This window comes from Sporomusa sp. 246TCP1, assembly GCF_057319775.1.
On the sequence record NZ_CM170492.1, the window covers coordinates 1,751,478 to 1,768,855 of the forward strand.

At 40.7% G+C, this 17,378-nt stretch carries 15 protein-coding genes and 1 tRNA gene; 11 read left to right on the forward strand and 5 right to left on the reverse strand.

Features of this window, described 5'->3' with window-relative positions; all coding sequences use genetic code 11:
• Positions 1–530: 530 nt before the first annotated feature.
• The gene (locus tag AC1ECB_RS08730; RefSeq protein ID WP_485668337.1) at positions 531–1,532 is read right to left on the reverse strand and encodes a hypothetical protein; all 1,002 of its coding nucleotides are present in this window, start codon (positions 1,530–1,532) and stop codon (positions 531–533) included.
• Between the two features lie 1,488 nt (positions 1,533–3,020).
• Between AC1ECB_RS08730 and AC1ECB_RS08735 the strand changes: the two genes are divergently transcribed.
• Positions 3,021–3,497, forward strand: a complete 477-nt coding sequence (locus AC1ECB_RS08735; protein WP_485668338.1) for a YbaK/EbsC family protein — start codon at positions 3,021–3,023, stop codon at positions 3,495–3,497.
• 414 nt (positions 3,498–3,911) lie between these two features.
• Here AC1ECB_RS08735 and AC1ECB_RS08740 read toward each other — a convergent pair whose 3' ends face one another.
• Entirely contained in the window at positions 3,912–4,238 is a 327-nt protein-coding gene (locus AC1ECB_RS08740) for a hypothetical protein (protein ID WP_485668339.1), read from the reverse strand.
• A gap of 1,379 nt (positions 4,239–5,617) precedes the next feature.
• Here AC1ECB_RS08740 and AC1ECB_RS08745 point away from each other — a divergent pair.
• Positions 5,618–5,857, forward strand: coding sequence for a hypothetical protein (locus AC1ECB_RS08745; RefSeq protein ID WP_485668340.1), 240 nt, complete (start codon positions 5,618–5,620; stop codon positions 5,855–5,857).
• 121 nt (positions 5,858–5,978) lie between these two features.
• Positions 5,979–6,398 (forward strand): hypothetical protein, encoded by a 420-nt coding sequence (locus AC1ECB_RS08750; protein WP_485668341.1) that lies wholly within the window; start codon positions 5,979–5,981, stop codon positions 6,396–6,398.
• 1,410 nt (positions 6,399–7,808) lie between these two features.
• On the opposite strand, the gene AC1ECB_RS08755 is transcribed toward AC1ECB_RS08750, so the two are convergent.
• Positions 7,809–9,251, reverse strand: a complete 1,443-nt coding sequence (locus AC1ECB_RS08755) for an alpha/beta hydrolase family protein (protein ID WP_485668342.1) — start codon at positions 9,249–9,251, stop codon at positions 7,809–7,811.
• Between the two features lie 342 nt (positions 9,252–9,593).
• On the opposite strand from AC1ECB_RS08755, the gene AC1ECB_RS08760 reads away from it, so the two are divergent.
• The 5 genes from AC1ECB_RS08760 to AC1ECB_RS08780 all read left to right on the forward strand — a co-directional run bounded on the left by AC1ECB_RS08760 (position 9,594) and on the right by AC1ECB_RS08780 (position 15,185).
• Positions 9,594–10,175, forward strand: coding sequence for a TetR/AcrR family transcriptional regulator (locus AC1ECB_RS08760; RefSeq protein WP_485668343.1), 582 nt, complete (start codon positions 9,594–9,596; stop codon positions 10,173–10,175).
• 75 nt (positions 10,176–10,250) lie between these two features.
• Complete coding sequence (locus AC1ECB_RS08765; protein WP_485668344.1) at positions 10,251–11,078, forward strand: nitroreductase family protein; 828 nt, start codon at positions 10,251–10,253, stop codon at positions 11,076–11,078.
• A gap of 849 nt (positions 11,079–11,927) precedes the next feature.
• Entirely contained in the window at positions 11,928–12,182 is a 255-nt protein-coding gene (locus AC1ECB_RS08770; RefSeq protein ID WP_485668345.1) for a hypothetical protein, read from the forward strand.
• 643 nt (positions 12,183–12,825) lie between these two features.
• The gene (locus AC1ECB_RS08775) at positions 12,826–14,124 is read left to right on the forward strand and encodes an S-layer homology domain-containing protein (protein WP_485668346.1); all 1,299 of its coding nucleotides are present in this window, start codon (positions 12,826–12,828) and stop codon (positions 14,122–14,124) included.
• A 272-nt stretch (positions 14,125–14,396) separates the two neighbouring features.
• Positions 14,397–15,185, forward strand: a complete 789-nt coding sequence (locus AC1ECB_RS08780; protein ID WP_485668347.1) for a basic amino acid ABC transporter substrate-binding protein — start codon at positions 14,397–14,399, stop codon at positions 15,183–15,185.
• Positions 15,186–15,544: 359 nt separating this feature from the next.
• Here AC1ECB_RS08780 and AC1ECB_RS08785 read toward each other — a convergent pair whose 3' ends face one another.
• Positions 15,545–15,682, reverse strand: a complete 138-nt coding sequence (locus AC1ECB_RS08785) for a hypothetical protein (protein ID WP_485668348.1) — start codon at positions 15,680–15,682, stop codon at positions 15,545–15,547.
• 333 nt (positions 15,683–16,015) lie between these two features.
• On the opposite strand from AC1ECB_RS08785, the gene AC1ECB_RS08790 reads away from it, so the two are divergent.
• Positions 16,016–16,267: a hypothetical protein gene (locus AC1ECB_RS08790; protein ID WP_485668349.1), complete on the forward strand. Its 252-nt coding sequence runs from the start codon at positions 16,016–16,018 to the stop codon at positions 16,265–16,267.
• 49 nt (positions 16,268–16,316) lie between these two features.
• Here AC1ECB_RS08790 and AC1ECB_RS08795 read toward each other — a convergent pair whose 3' ends face one another.
• Positions 16,317–16,454, reverse strand: a complete 138-nt coding sequence (locus AC1ECB_RS08795; RefSeq protein WP_485668348.1) for a hypothetical protein — start codon at positions 16,452–16,454, stop codon at positions 16,317–16,319.
• A 333-nt stretch (positions 16,455–16,787) separates the two neighbouring features.
• Between AC1ECB_RS08795 and AC1ECB_RS08800 the strand changes: the two genes are divergently transcribed.
• Together AC1ECB_RS08800 and AC1ECB_RS08805 are read left to right on the forward strand one after the other, a co-directional pair.
• The gene (locus AC1ECB_RS08800; RefSeq protein ID WP_485668350.1) at positions 16,788–17,159 is read left to right on the forward strand and encodes a GNAT family N-acetyltransferase; all 372 of its coding nucleotides are present in this window, start codon (positions 16,788–16,790) and stop codon (positions 17,157–17,159) included.
• A 117-nt stretch (positions 17,160–17,276) separates the two neighbouring features.
• Positions 17,277–17,353: transfer RNA gene (locus tag AC1ECB_RS08805), tRNA-Pro, on the forward strand.
• Positions 17,354–17,378 lie beyond the last annotated feature (25 nt).

The window sequence follows — 17,378 nt, forward strand, 5'->3', positions numbered from 1 at the left end:
AAAAGCCAGGCGGTATTCCTAAAATCCGTAAACTCGCTACGCTCAGACAGTACGGATTTTTTAACGGAATTCCGTCCGGCTTTTCTCCTGCGGAACGCTTTTTCCGGCAAAGGCCGAAGGGTTACGGGAGTTACGAGGGTTACTGGATGCAAACAGTACAGCCACCTGTTCCGGGTTTCGTATTTGACACCCCTTGTTTTATAAGACCTCCACGATTCTCAAAAACTTATACTTTATCTTATAAGAAAAGACTTGACTTGTGCCAAGTCCTTCAGGACGTCGGCAGAAGCCTTAGTCGTTCTTATGTCAACAGAATTGCGTTATAACTTCTGGTAGACAAAAAAATCAGGAGTAAGCTATTATGCCTATTCCTGATTTTCCACTGGAAATATTTCTTTAATATCTATCTGCAGCTCGGGGAATACGATTAGTGCTATGGCGGTATCTTGGCTAAAGTAATCGGGTTTTCTATACTCCGATAGGGCTTCATTGAGATAGAATTGACATCGAGTAAGCCATCCTATTTCTCTCTATGCGATTTGCGTGATAACAATATGTGCTGAAACAGGCCTTTCCCCTCCAGCCGAAGTAGTGGGGACTATAGTCGGTGGTGCATTGCCAGCAGGATATCGTACAGTGAGTACGCTATCAATAACTTCCGTTTCCACAAGCGCAATTCCTACTATCTGTGTAGTACCTGTTGCTCGCCCGACAACCGTATAGTCTAGGTCAGCGTCATTGAGAGTTAAAATCAGTTGTCCGTTTGAGTCCACACCCACCTGAAATAAGACCTGATAAGTGCCAATTGCACCCAAATTAAATTCGCTGGCGCTGAGACGGGTAATATTAGTCCCAACCACAGGTCCATTTCGCGGAAACATTACGTCGCTACCGGCAGCAACTACCTGAGCATCAGTAGGTATCAACGCATAAAAATCTGCAGCACTTAATACTCCTCCAGCAGGCCCGGCAGCACCGGCAGGACCGGCAGGACCAGCAGCACCGGCAGGACCGGCAGGACCGGCAGCACCAGCAGGACCGGCAACACCAGCAGGCCCGGCAACACCAGCAGGCCCAGCAGCACCAGCAGGCCCGGCAGGCCCAGCAGCACCAGCAGGCCCAGTATCACCAGCAGGCCCGGCAACACCAGCAGGCCCGGCAGGCCCAGCAGGACCGGCAAGACCAGCAGGACCAGCAGGACCGGCAAGACCAGCAGGCCCAGCAGGCCCAGCAGGTCCGGCAAGACCAGCAGGCCCAGCAGGCCCAGCAGGTCCGGTAGGACATACTGGTGGACATATTACGGGACATATTGGGGGACATTCTTGGTCGTCATGACAATCTTGGTCTTCAGTACATTCTTGGTCTTCAGAATCTTCTTTATCGCAAGAACAGTCTTCATCTGTATGATATTTATGACATTTAGAGCATTTGAAATATGGAATTCGGTCATTGGACTCGACGCTTCCTGGTCTGGAATCGGTCTTATCACTGTTGTCGCTTACCTGAATACTTTTGGGATCATCAGAAAGCATAGTAATCTCGCCCTCCCTCTTTAGTAAAAAATTGGTTATACTTTAAAATATGCAAATAATTATGGCAATGTGCTAAGACGTCTGTAAATATTGTTTCTATCCCTAGTCGATGAAGACAGTTACGATAAGAAAACCGCTATTGCGGCCTTTTGGTTTCGAGCACATCCGGGGTGTCAATTGGGGACGTTCCCCAATTGACACTCTAAGTATCGAAGAACGGTTTATTTTCATAGACGAATTAATAAGTGGTAAAGAACAATTACAATTAAATGCCTGCTTAAACCGGGTGGTATTAATGACCCTCGAATATTCGTTAAATGCTAATGATAACATTTAGATTGAGCAACAAGACCATGGATAGATATGCTTGCGAGAGGCTCTATGAGCAGGTTTATAATGAACCTACTGGTTAAGCAGTATTGAAAACGATCTTTTTGTCTTCACATACGTGCATTCTGTGTAAAAAAGTACTACTATTAGAAAAGGATGGAAATTGGATCGCATGTGTAGGGTGAATAATCCTGCATTTGTGATCCTTTTTAATTTCCTCCTGTAAAATGTCCCATGATCTGATGATAAACTTCAATATGGGATTAGAACCCCACCTGAAGCTAAGTCTAATTTATGGGTGGTTACAGGAGGGCATAGAGCCTCCGTATCAAAAGGGAGGGTATTTCATTATGGTAATGGTGTATACACCAGGTAAAAAATTCGAATGAATGTCGAACAAGATAAAATAGCCGAAATTGCTAAAGAGTGGGCGGAAGCAAAAAAACGTTGTTGTCTTTACTGGAGCTGGTATGAGTACCGAGTCAGGGTTGCCCGACTTTAGGTCTGTACATGGGCTTGGAAAACGCGTCCCGAAAGTATGGCAACAATGGAAAGCATGGGGAAGTCCCTTAATCCTTGTTGCTGTTTACTAGTCGTTAGTATATACTAATACTTGGACGGGTTGCGGTCATGGCGATTTAGGCTGTAATCTGGCTCATTATGCGAGTAAATACCCTTCGTTCGCGGTGTCGAGTGGCGCACCGGGCAATTAATGCCAGCGTGCGAAGGGGGGCGATCAGGATTGATCTAAAAAGTGTTCGGTTTCGGCTTCGGCTTAAACTGCCTGGCTTTATAGAGGTCTTGTTGGCCGCGATATGGTGTAAAAAATAGAACCGTCAACCTCTCGTAAAGGTTGACGGCCATCTAAAATCCCTTATCCGATTACCGCCCGGTGTGTACCACTCTCCGAGCAGGGCCGCGAACGCCATTCGCGGCTTCTGTTTTTATTATATCCTAAATTACCGAAAAATACAAGTAAATAGGTGCTTTTCCAGAAGGGACGGGGGGACAGGTGGAAGGGACGGGGGGACAGGTGTATTGTCCCAGAAGTTAGTGACAGCAACTTCCGGATTCATTGGGAAAAGTGCTCCGGATTATTCAGAAAATTAAGCACTCGATTTGAAGATTGTTAAAATGTTTTGGGAAAAGGAGACCATCATGGCGATTGAAAAAGTGAAAGCGTATTTTGAAAAATATAACTTGGCGGACCGGATACAGGAATTTGAGGTGTCCAGTGCAACCGTGGAGCTTGCCGCAGCTGCATTAAATTGTGAACCGCAAAGAATTGCAAAAACGCTCTCCTTTATGGTCGGCGGACAGGCTATTTTGGTCGTCACCGCCGGTGATGCCAAAATAGATAATGCAAAATACAAGGCGCAATTTGGAACGAAAGCGAAAATGCTTACTTCCGGCGAGGTGGTTGATCTGATTGGCCATGCTATAGGTGGGGTTTGTCCTTTTGCCGTCAAAGAGGGAGTTGTCATTTATCTGGATGAATCTCTAAAAAGATTTGAAACGGTATTTCCGCCTTGCGGTAGCAGCAATAGCGCCATTGAGCTGACAAAAGAGAAACTGGAAAAATACTCGAACTATTCTGCGTGGGTGGATGTATGTAAATGCTGGAATGAAAAATAGTGTGTGTTATAAGAAAAACGCTACGCGTCCTTTGAATTTGAGCACATCAGCTATCCAATACCCAAATCCATGAATCCTATTGTTGAGTCAATGGAATACAAGGAGCGGGGTTTTACTTTTGGCATTGCCCCAAAAGTAACAAAAGGTCTAGGCCCCAAGCCTCCAAAAGCTGAAAAGCCGGGCGATATTCCTAAAATCCGTAAACTCGCTACGCTCAAACAGTACGGATTTTTTAACGGAATACCACCCGGCTTTTCTCCTGCGGAACGCTTTTTCCGGCAAAGGCCGAGGGGTTACGGGAGTTACGAGGGTTACTGTGGACTACCTTATGGGGGCACACTTTCTTTAAGGCCTCCAGGACTCCAAAACTTATACTTTCTTATACTAAAATAAACCCGGTCATGGCCGGGCTGGTTACTTAACTGCTTTTAATTTATCCACTTCAACTTCCTGTCTAAAGAGCCGGTCATTCAATACTCTAAACTGAGCCGACAGGTCATTAACGTCATCTTTCGTAGCGGCTTTACCCGTCAGGACATTGAGATCATGGCCAAAACTGTGGAGCTGAGCATTAACTTCTTCTGAGTTATGCCGGAGAGCGTGAACGATTTGGCTAATTTCAATTTGTTGGCGTTCGCTTGCCATGTCAGACTCTATCCTGTCAAGGCGTTTATTTGTTTGTTGTTGGCCTTCTTTTAGGTTTTTAAGCTCACCAAGTATCTGTTTTAATAACTCTTCCATGCAGACACCTTCCTTCACAGTTATTATAAACTGCTGGGACGGGACAGACAAGCCAGAACTATTGTTCGTTGTACGAATTTCACGGCTGAAAATTCAGCCGTGAAAATTCCAGCGAGCCTGGGAGGGACTATTTACCACCCCTGTGTTGAGTAGTAAAGGAAGATTTACATTATGTTTGTAGTGGAAATCGTTTTTAAAAATAAACAGTTAAATGATGCGAACTACGCAACTCGAAGTAATTCAGCTTTTGCTGGGAGCATTACGCATGAATGGGCAGATTCTTGATGAGAGACTAGGGGACAGGGAAGGAATTAGGGGACAGGTGTACTGTCCCAGAAGCTAGTGGCATAACATCTCATGATAACTATAATGGCCTTGCCAAAGTTTCTGGGACAAACAACCTGTCCGTGCGCCAAGCGAAGGGTGCATCATATAGTGGGTGTGAACCCCACTGAATAAGGTTTAGCAAACCATTCATAGCGAGTCTTGGACGATAATGAGGTAACTTATATGGTTAAGCGTAGACAGCAAGGTAGTAGGCCGTAAGCGTAAGTTGAAGGGATAGAGCTCCGAAATACAAATCGAGAGGGCTGATGCTTTGGACAGAGCAGAAAGCAACATTAAAATAATCGATAAGCGAGAATATTTTAGCCTCTCCGGAGTCGTAGACCATTGTCAATTGGGGACGTTCCCTAATTGACATTCTAGGTATCGAAGAAAGGTTTATTTTCATAGACGAATTAATAAGTGGTAAAGAACAATTACAATTAAATGCCTGCTTAAACCTGGTGCTATTAATAACTTTCGAATATTCGTTAAATGCTAATAAAAACATTTAACAAGACCATGGATAGATATGCTTGCGAGAGGCTCTACGACCAGGTTTCTAATGAACTTACTGGTTAAGCAGTATTGAAAACGATCTTTTTGTCTTTACATACTTGCATTCTGTGTAAAAAAGTACTACTATTAGAAAAGGATGGAAATTAAAAAGTAGAGTCGCCGTGTCCTATAGGTGGTGACACACCTATAGGCACGAGCAGGTGCCAGAACACCTACACGTAACAGCGAACTGTTCACGACGACAATCTTATTATACCCGTTTGCCGGCTTGATTACAAGTTTTGGCAATTCGGCTGTAATGATTGTCGCGAAGGCAGAGAGCTGTGCGACTGCATGCAATATTCGCTTGATTCATATTAAGGTACAGGTTTGGTTGTATCTTGATACTGTTGCAAGTATCGATGGGATCGCATGTGTAGGGTGAATAATCCTGCATTTGTGATCCTTTTTAATTTCCTCCTGTAAAATTCCTATTAATGGGCAGTTACAGGAGGGCATAGAAAGCCTCCATAGTAAAAAAGGGAGGGTAATTCATTATGGTAACGGTGTATACACCAGGTAAAAAATTTGAATGTGTAGAGATTAACCTTGTCAAGTTTAAACTGTTAATTGATGAAACTGGGCAAGAATTTCTGCTGATGTACGATTTAAATCGGCAATACCTGTATACCCTACAACACGTGGAAGGAGAGCGTCCGGATTTCACCTATATTGATGAGGTAATCCAAATCGAAGAAGAACCGCAGTGTGGGAAAATCTTTCAAACTTGTCTATGATAACCATTAATGCACTCAAACTAATCAATGGCAGCAATTTTATAGAACCGAAAATATAATATGTTGTCATTACTCATGGAAGAATATCTAGTCAAATACATATTCCAATTGGAGGCTAAATATGAAGATATTGAAAGTTGTTCTACTCGTTGTCGCAATATTGATTGCGACTGGATATTACTTTCTACAACCTTCAGACCCAGTTGTTAAAGAAGTTGTAAAGGTTGAGAAAAGTCCAAATGGAAAGTTTCAGGCTATTGTTTTTACTGACATTGGTGGTAATGCCACTGTTGATTTTTCTAATAATGTTGTCATTCTAAAAGCTGATGAAAGTCTTAGTAGAAATCAAACAGTAAATAGTGATCAAATTATGGGTGTCAATTGGGGACGTTCCCCAATTGACACTCTAAGTATCGAAGAACGGTTTATTTTCATAGACGAATTAATAAGTGGTAAAGAACAATTACAATTAAATGCCTGCTTAAACCTGGTGGTATTAATGACCCTCGAATATTCGTTAAATGCTAATGATAACATTTAGATTGAGCAACAAGACCATGGATAGATATGCTTGCGAGAGGCTCTATGAGCAGGTTTATAATGAACCTACTGGTTGAGCAGTATTGAAAACGATCTTTTTGTCTTCACATACGTGCATTCTGTGTAAAAAAGTACTACTATTAGAAAAGGATGGAAATTGGATCGCATGTGTAGGGTGAATAATCCTGCATTTGTGATCCTTTTTAATTTCCTCCTGTAAAATGTCCCATGATCTGATGATAAACTTCAATATGGGATTAGAACCCCACCTGAAGCTAAGTCTAATTTATGGGTGGTTACAGGAGGGCATAGAGCCTCCGTATCAAAAGGGAGGGTATTTCATTATGGTAATGGTGCATACACCAGGTAAAAAATTCGAATGAATGTCGAACAAGATAAAATAGCCGAAATTGCTAAAGAGTGGGCGGAAGCAAAAAAACGTTGTTGTCTTTACTGGAGCTGGTATGAGTACCGAGTCATGGTTGCCCGACTTTAGGTCTGTACATGGGCTTGGAAAACGCGTCCCGAAAGTTTGGCAACAATGGAAAGCATGGGAAGTCCTTTAATCCTTGTTGCTGTTTACTAGTCGTTAGTATATACTAATACTTGACGGGTTGCGGTCATGGCGAGTTAGGCTGTAATCTGCTCATTAGGCGAGTAAATACCCTTCGTTCGCGGTGTCGAGTGGCGCACCGGGCAATTAATGCCAGCGTGCGAAGGGGGGGCGATCAGGATTGATCTAAAAAGTGTTCGGTTTCAGCTTCGGCTTAAACTGCCTGGCTTTATAGAGGTCTTGTTGGCCGCGATATGGCGTAAAATAGAACCGTCAACCTCTCGTAAAGGTTGACGGCCATCTAAAATCCCTTATCCAATTACCGCGCGGTGTGTACCACTTTCCAAGCAGGGCCGCGAACGCCATTCGCGGCTTCTGTTTTTATTATATCCTAAATTGCCGAAAAATACAATAAATGGGCGCTTTTCTGAAGGTTATAATAATTCTTTTGGTAGAGCTATAAATTTATTTAAAGCCCTTGCGTAGGGGTTTTATTTTTTTGCTCGCGCTCTGGCTTCGGCATACGGGCCTCGCCAGGAAGGGTACAACAACATGGCCCAGTGGGAGCATAGCTGTTACACCAAGTGCAAAGTAGGTAGTCATGGTAAACTCGTTGTTTAACTGGCAATAATCTCAAGCGAAATTCGTTCTTCCATATTTAGATGAAAGTATCCATATGGATTAATATGACTGTAAATCAAGGGTCTCGCCAGTAAAACGCGTGTAAAACGTACGCTAAGAACATTGTAAGTGATAAAAAGCCGTTATTCCTTATGGGAAAACGGCTTTTTATCACTTATAATTAGTATTACTTTTCAATATATGCTATGAATTATCTCCTTTACCACGCCTAGCATATTATTGAGGAGCTGTATGTTTAATAATCCAATCGCCAATTGTCTGCAAAACACTTGGTGCTATTGTTTCTTGTATAGTAGCATATTCAGAAGGAGATCCGGTCCGACAATTTTGAAACAAGTGATTAAGATTTGGCATTTCCTTAATCGTAAAATCTTTATTATTGCCTTCGGTTAACGCTATCCGTATAGCTCCTAAATTTTCTTTTGGTGGCACTTGCAAATCCTTTTCACCATTAATCGCTAATACGGGACAAGTGACTGCCTTTAATGTAGGTTTAGGATCATAATATATGAAGAAACGAAACCAAGGAGTCGAACAAGCTTTTAGGGAATCTTCAATTGCTTTAGGACTACCAATCATTTTTTTCTCGGAATCACTCAGATTGTTATAAGTATCGCTAGCCAGTTCATGAAATTTATTTTGAATAACAGCGGCATCCGTTTCTTGTTTTACAATCATAAAGGTTTTCTTCATTATAGCTTGTATTTTTGCAATATCAGAATCCTTTTGACCACTGACCTTGCAGCATAATGCTGTTTGCAACAATAGTAATTCGTCGCTAGGCTGGCCTGGTCCAGCCATTAATACTATGTAGGCAATATCTGCACTTTTTATCGCAGCCATCGGGGCTATCATGCCACCTTCACTATGCCCAATTAAGCCAATTTGCTTGGGATTAACTTCCTTTCGATTTTTTAAAAATTCAACTCCAGCTAAGACATCGCCACAAAAATCAGCGCTGGTAGACAAATCAACATTACCAGTAGAGTCGCCAACACCACGATCATCCACTCGCAAAACTGCGATTCCTTTCCTGGCTAAATAATCGGACAGAATCCAAAAAGGATGGTGCCCTGCGACTGTTTCGTCTCGGTCTTGAGCTCCACTGCCGGTAATTAAAATAACTGTTGGAAACGGTCCTTCTCCTTGCGGTATTGCAAGTGTGCCCGAAAGTGTTACCTTTCCAGCTTTATTCTCATAGGTAACTTCCTCTTCTTTATACGTAAATGGAGGTTTTGGGTCTTGTGGACGAGTTATTTTCGGTATAGTGTTTGTTCGTTCCATAGTTACAGTAAGAGCAGTTGATGATATTGAAGGTATTCTGAATTCACCAACTAACTTTCCTTTACTGTTTAGACTGCCCTTAAAAGTACCTATATTTTGTATTTCACAAAAAAAATTTCCGTTATTAAATTCAGTCTTACTAGCTAAAATATCTGCGGAACCTCTATCAGGGCTACCAAGTCTACTTACCAAAGAACCATCCGAATTTTGAGCAACTCTTAGATATACTATTCGTTCCGGTGCTCCAGAAACTTTGAGTGTTCCCAGCCATATTCCAGATATGTCCTCAGTAACGTTATGTTCTGCTAATATTACTCCCATACTCATAATCATGATAAAGAAAGTAATTGCTAGTATAGTAAAACTTTTTCTCATTTATATCCCCCTCAAAATAATTAATTAACATTTTTGAAAAAAATACCATATATTATTAGGTTAACCGATTTAGTTTTAAATGTCTAGCCGAGGTATAAAAGAAAAGCAGAAGGACAGGGGGACGGTGGTAGTGTATTGAATCAGACACCGTAGACCAAATATATTTATCAAAGGATTAAAAGATTCGGTTAATTTCTGTCCTGAAAAATATAGTATCTAATTTTGAGAATAATATAGATAAGAATGGGATGAGATTTGTTACTTAGCAAAGATTAGGATAATTATTACATGATGCCTCTTCTCTGCTTGACAACTAATAGATGACCGGTCTAATATATAATTATGAAAAACAATGACACAAAACAGAAAATAATTGAAACTGGATCTGAAATTATTCTTGCCAAAGGTTATAATGCAACTGGTCTGCAGGCGATTTTAACAGCAGCGGGTGTTCCCAAGGGATCATTTTATTATTATTTCCGCTCAAAGGAAGATTTTGGCGTCGCTATTGTGGAATATTATGGGCGAATAAACTTTGATATAACAATGTCTGTTTACAATGATCAGAATTTGTCACCCAAGCAGAAGTTAAATAAACTGTTCATTTTTGGACGCGACTATCGGGCGCAACATGGCTGTAACGCTATGTGTTTGATTGGAAATCTGGGTACAGAGATGGCTAAAGCTAGTGAAGCAATTCGTATTGCTATGAAAAAAGAAGCTGAACGTCAGGTGAAAGTTATTGCCGGCATTATTGCTGAGGCTCAAGCCCAGGGAGAAATTTCGTCTACTCATAGCCCTCAATCTCTTGCTGAGTTTATAGGCGCCGCCTGGCAGGGAGCACTTACCAGTATGCAAATCAATCAAGATATAAAACCCTTAGATATTTTTCTGGAACAAATATTTGATAATCTTCTAGCCTAATGGAAACGTCTACATAGAAGTGCCAATATAAGAATTTTATAGACGACCGGTCTAATAATAAAGGGGGTTATAATTTTGCTAACAATTAACAGGGAGAAATGCATCGCTTGTGGGATGTGTGTCAAAATTTGTCCGTTCAGAATAATAGGAATAGATAAATCGGAAGCGAAACCCGTACCGTCAATTGTTCCTAATATGGAAGCAAGCTGTTGGGCTTGCGGTCACTGCGAAGCAGGTTGTCAGCAAGGAGCTATTAAGCTGGAAAATGATCTTCCCGGAGAAAATACTGTCTTGCTTAACGAACTGAAAGTATCACTGGCGCAATTAGAACAACACCTGCGGGGACGACGCTCCATCCGACATTTTAAAGAAGGACCGGTTGATATTACCGTCATGAAAGAACTAATTGATATTGTACGGTTCGCGCCTTCGGCAGGTAATTTGCGTCCATTGCACTGGTTAGTGATTTATGACCGTAAACAAGTTCATTCGCTGGTAGCATTAGCGATTGATTGGATTAAGCAAAAGCTAGGATCATGTGACACTATTCTTCCTGACTATAAGTGGTATGAGCATTATGTTGAGGCGTGGAGGCAAGGCAAAGATGTGATTTGTCACGATGCGCCTCACTTAGTGCTAGTGCATGCTCATAAGGATTACCAATTTGCGCCTATGGATGCGGTGATTGCATTAACATATCTTGAACTTACTACCGCAGCGTACGGTGTGGGGGCATGTTGGGTTGGAGGATTTCAGCGTTTGGCTGTTCAGTCAGAAACTCTGCAAAAATCGTTAGCTCTGCCGGCGGACCACGTTCTGCTTGGCGCAATGGTCCTAGGCAAGCCCCGCTACCAATATCACTATATCCCCAGACGGAAGCAAGCCTCTGTGGAGTGGAGATAAATAATTAGGAAATTCGTACGCTTTGAATTGCTTTAGAAAGAAAGTTTTGGATGCCTATAAATTTAATTAGATTTAGGCTTTTACGAGTGTCAATTGACACTCAGGTATCGAAGAACGGTTTATTTTCATAGACGAATTAATAAGTGGTAAAAAACAATTACAATCAAATGCCTGCTTAAACTTGGTGGTATTAATGACCTTCGAATATTCGTTAAATGCTAATGAAAACATTTAGATTGAGCAACAAGACCATGGATAGATATGCTTGTGAGAGGCTCTACGAGCAGGTTTCTAATGAACCTACTGGTTGAGCAGTATGGAAAACGATTTTTTTGTATTCACATACTTGCATTCTGTGTAAAAAAGTACTACTATTAGAAAAGGATGGAAATTAAAAAGTAGAGTCGCCGTGTCCTATAGGTGTCTCACCACCTATAGGCACGAGCAGGTGCCCGAACACCTACACGTAACAGCGAACTGTTCACGACGACAATCTTATTATACCCGTTTGCCAGCTTGATTACAAGTTTTGACAATTCGGCTGTAATGATTGTCGCGAAAAACAGAGAGCTGTGCGACTGCATGCAATATTCGCTTGATTCATACCAAGATACAGGTTTGGTTGTATCTCTTTGTATCTTGATACTGTTGCAAGTATCGATTGGATCGCATGTGTAGGGTGAATAATCCTGCATTTGTGATCCTTTTTAATTTCCTCCTGTAAAATTTCCCATGATCTGATGATAAACTTCAATATGGGATTAGAACTCCACCTGAAGTTAAGTCTTATTTATGGGTGATTACAGGAGGGCATAGAGCCTCCATACCAAAAAGGGAGGGTATTTCATTATGGTAATGGTGTATACACCAGGTAATAAATTCGAATGTGTAGAGCTTAAACAAGTCCAGTTTAAACTGCTCATTGATGAAAATGGGCAACAGTATCTACTGATGTACGATTTGGGTCAGCAGTACCTATATGGCGTACAACATAGGAAATGGGACCAGCCGGATTTCACCTATATTGATGAGGTAATCCATATTGAAGAAGAACCGCAGCGTAAGAGCAGTTTTCAAAACTTGTCCAGGACAAACCTTATCTAATCTTTTATCCGCCGCATCGCATGGTAACTACCAAGAGCAGCTAACGTACGCGGTCGCCAAGGATTACCAAGAAGTTATTCCGGCAAAGGTATGGTATACACAATACCATACCTTTGCCATTATGGGTGTTTTAAAAAGTCGAGTTTTATCAGAATGTCAGTTAGCCCAAAAATTGGAAATTAATAGATTGAAGGTCACAAATAGGATGATGAACTCGTGTGTAATTAGTCGGAATTAAAAGGAGCGTGTGCGCAATGCCAGCAACACCGGGATCTAAGGGCAAGTTAAAATTCTGGAGGCTGGAAGGACGGGGACAAGTGTACTGTCCCAAAAGCTAGTGGCATAACATCTCGTGATAACTATAATTGGCCTTGCCAAAGTTTTTGGGACAAGCCAACGACCTGTCCCCTGGAAGATTACCATACTCCAAAAGTAGGGGTGAGCTATACCCAAACGACTATTCCAATCGTCTACCTTCGGGTGGGCGTTTTTTGTTGTTTTAAGCAGGAATATGTTAGATTATATAGAATAATATCCCAATGAGCAAAATTCTGAGAGCAGTGTAAGGAAACATGGACACTTACAAACATCTCTCTTTAGGTAGCTCAAAAAATAAGCTTTGAAGTCTAAGGAGGAAAACACAATGAAAAGACAAACAGCTATGGCTCTTGCAGCAGTATTTGCAATGAGCATAGCAGGAACTGCCTTGGCTGCTCCTGCTAATCCCTTCGTCGATGTACCTGCAAAACACTGGGCATATGATTCCATCAACAAACTTGCTCAAGCTGGCGTAATTTCCGGCTATGGCGATGGCACCTTCCATGGTGACAAAACCCTTACCCGTTATGAAGTTGCTACTATAGTTGCCAAAGCAATGGCTAACAGTGACAAAGCTGACGCTGCATCCCAAAAGGAGATTGAAGCTCTAAAAGCTGAATTTGGTACAGAACTCAATAATCTTGGCGTCCGTGTTGATAACCTTGAAAAGAACGCCTCCAAAGTAAAATTCACCGGTGAAGTACGTGTAAGGCATAATGATCAAGATAATGTTCAAAGTCCTTCTGAATATGCAGAAAATGGCAACAATAGTACAACTCGCTTTCGTTTAAATATGGAAGCACCGATAGACCAAAATGTAACCTTCCATGGCCGGTATGAAGCGGAAAGTGAATGGGGAGCTTCGGCAACTTCAAACCTTACACACGCCTATATTACTGGCAAAGTCAGCAGTTTAGATTATAGTTTTGGTCGTCAGCCCATTTGGCTGGGGCAAGGCCTGCTTGCAGATATCGAAGGTAATTGCGATGGTTTGTTGGTAAGCGGTGGTAAAGATGTGAAAGTTAGTGTAGGAGCTTTCAAAGTTTCGGGAACAAATTATTATTGGCCCGACGAGGATATAGATGGAAATTTTCAGGTTGCAAATATTGATGCAAAAGTAAATAATAATTTGCATGTTTCATTGTCTTACCTAAAAATGAACGACGATTATTTTGGCAAGAGTGCTTATAAAAGCACATCTGTCGGCTTAAACTATACTGGTATCAAAAATTTCACTGTTAGTGGTGAATACGGCCAAAATGACTCCGATGGTATAAAAGACTGGTATACCGACGACGGCGAAAAAGCAAAAGCTTGGATGGCCAAAATCCAATATGCAGGTGCTAAGAAAGACAAAGTAGGTTCCTTGGGAGCATGGATTGGTTATAGAGAGGCTGATCTTGGTTTTGATTTATGTCAATTAACTACGCTTGACAGTGGTAGCCAGGGAGACTGGTATTTCGGTAATTCAGATAATGTCAAAGGTGCTGAATTTGGTGTTGAGTACACTGTATTCCGTAATGGTATCTTTACTTTCCAATACAACGACTTAGAAGCTAAAGATGATTGGTATAAGGATAAAGACAAGAAAAACTTCTTTGCTCAGTTAGAGTATAGTTTCTAATTATTGATTTTTCACAATTCCATTCGGTTATTCTAAAATATAAGTAACCCTCGGCATAAAGTGAGCCGGGGGCTTACTTTATAATTGTAGTTCTAGCGTATCGAAAATATATATTGAGTGACTTACTGTTTATTTAACAGAACGTCAGTTAGCTAAAAATTTTGGCAATTAATAGATTGAAGTTCACCGTAGGAAGGCGTTGCATAGACAGGAATAGTATGTAATAATGTGTACAATATTACCATTTTGATTAAATAGAGGGAGGGTTAACTATGTTAAAAAAATTAGTGATGTGTTTTACATTAGCGGCTTTTTTACTGTCATTAACGGTGCTTACTGGATGTGGTCAACAAAAACAGGCAGAGCCCACTAATTCTGGTAAAAAAATTGTTACGATCGGGTCAGAAACAACTTTTCCACCCTTCGAATTTCAGGATGAAAAAACCCAGGAGTATATTGGTTTTGATATTGATTTAGCCAAGGCGGTGTTTACAAAAGCTGGCTATGAAACTCAGATCATAAGTACTCAGTTTGATGGCCTCATTCCAGCGGTAAATTCAGGAACAATTGATGCGATTGTTTCCGCTATGCAAATTACAGAAGAACGTTCCCAAAAAGTATTGTTTTCTAAACCGTATTATGAGTCAGGACAAAATATTTTAGTTCGAATTGACAATAATACCATAATGAATTGGAATGATCTTGAAGGTAAAAAAATTGGTGTGCAAATTGGTACAACCGGAGCGACGGAAGCTAAAAAAGTGCCTAATGCTACTATTCGCGAGTTTAACAATACCTCAGAAGCTAACTTAGAGCTAAAAACTGGTGGCGTGGATGCAGTAGTCAACAGCGTTCCGGTAAATGCATATTATCTGAAGAACGGTGGCGGTTCAAAAGACGCTAAAATGGTCGGCGATGTCCATAAGGCATTATATTGTAGTATTGCTGTGAAGAAGGACAATACTGAGATGATTGAAAAAGTTAACAATGCCCTTGATGAAATTAAGCAAAATGGCGAATATGACAAGATTTATGAGAAGTGGTTTGGGAAAAAACCATAACACAAAAAGGGTTGCCTCAAGAGCAACTCTTTTTAACATCGTTTTGGATTTATGTCTGCATAAACAAGAGGTGATGTATCCTCATCCTTTATAAGTTGAAAGCCTCATAATAATAGTAAATAATTTTTTAAATAAAAGATTTGATAATTATAAAATCAGGAGAATGCTTAGATTGAGTACTACAAAAAAACAGAGGGACAGGGACCGTGTTTTGAAGTTTTCTACAAAAATAATATCATTTATTCAGAATAGATAAACTAAAAAGATGTTATTTTTGAAAACAAAATCCCTGTCCCCTTGTTTACCTTTTATTTTTGAAAACAAAATCCCTGTCCCCTTGTTTACCTTTGTCCCCTTGTTTACCTTTGACTGGACGCGAAGAATTCAGCCATTTTTTTTCGCAGCACTTTCTCTTGGACTGTATCTTCCGAATCAAGCGGAATGGTAATCTCAAAAGACATTTCTTCGGTACTATTCGTTTTGCTTTCAACTGGCATACGTTTTCCGTCCTTTCTAATATTCACTTTTAACTATTCCCAATTTTGAGTAATTAGGTATTTTTGCCAGCTCTCCCAAATGGTATATTGGAGTCTGCTCACGAAACGGGAAAGATTGTACGCTAACCAGATAATCTAACTTTGCCATTCTATTCTTTTCTAAGAATAACCGCGTATCAATATAGTTCTACACCAATATTTTTTATATCAATTATGTTGGCTGCTGCAATTTTCTCTGTTTGAGCTGACATTGGGTAGCTTCTCTACCCGGCGGAGATTTCCTGCTTAATTTGCAAGAAATCATTCATCATTGAGCATAGGGGTGTCACAGGTATGGGGTTGCCGACATTTGCGTATTTCTTGCATACCAACCTTCGTTCTACCTTACTAAAACACTGTTATGTCGATAATCCCGTCCCCTTGACCGGACATGTTCATCAAAATCAAATATTGTCTTTGGCAATAGTGTCAAATATTGATTTTAATGGCGGAAATATTGTTGTTAATACTGTGCCGAAAAAAACAGAGGGACAGGGACCGTGTTTTGAAGTTTTCTACAAAAATAATATCATTTATTCAGAATAGATAAACTAAAAAGATGTTATTTTTGAAAACAAAATCCCTGTCCCCTTGTTTACCTTTGACTGGACGCGAAGAATTCAGCCATTTTTTTTCGCAGCACTTTCTCTTGGACTGTATCTTCCGAATCAAGCGGAATGGTAATCTCAAAAGACATTTCTTCGGTACTATTCGTTTTGCTTTCAACTGGCATACGTTTTCCGTCCTTTCTAATATTCACTTTTAACTATTCCCAATTTTGAGTAATTAGGTATTTTTGCCAGCTCTCCCAAATGGTATATTGGAGTCTGCTCACGAAACGGGAAAGATTGTACGCTAACCAGATAATCTAACTTTGCCATTCTATTCTTTTCTAAGAATAACCGCGTATCAATATAGTTCTACACCAATATTTTTTATATCAATTATGTTGGCTGCTGCAATTTTCTCTGTTTGAGCTGACATTGGGTAGCTTCTCTACCCGGCGGAGATTTCCTGCTTAATTTGCAAGAAATCATTCATCATTGAGCATAGGGGTGTCACAGGTATGGGGTTGCCGACATTTGCGTATTTCTTGCATACCAACCTTCGTTCTACCTTACTAAAACACTGTTATGTCGATAATCCCGTCCCCTTGACCGGACATGTTCACCAAAATCAAATATTGTCTTTGGCAATAGTGTCAAATATTGATTTTAATGGCGGAAATATTGTTGTTAATACTGTGCCGGAATATAGAAACTTTGGCTATGGCAGATTAGTAGTCTCAAAAGCTGCAAAATGGTGTTTGGAAAATGATGTACTACCTATATATTGGATCGACTCTTTGAACGTTAACTCGTTAAAATTGGCTCTAAGCATTGGGTTTCAAATAATGGCAGAAGAATTGGTAGTTTCAACAGAAAAAGATGAAAAATAGTGTGTGTTTCCATAAGATTTTTGGCATTTAGGGTTGACATCTTTCTCTAAATTGGGTACAATGAATTTTGTCAGTCAGATACTAGGTATCAATTGCTAATGGTGAAGACAAAAAAATCGGGGCGTAGCGCAGTTTGGTAGCGCATTAGTCTGGGGGACTAAGGGTCGCAGGTTCAAATCCTGTCGCTCCGACCAAAAAAGTTTGGGATTCCATCTTGGA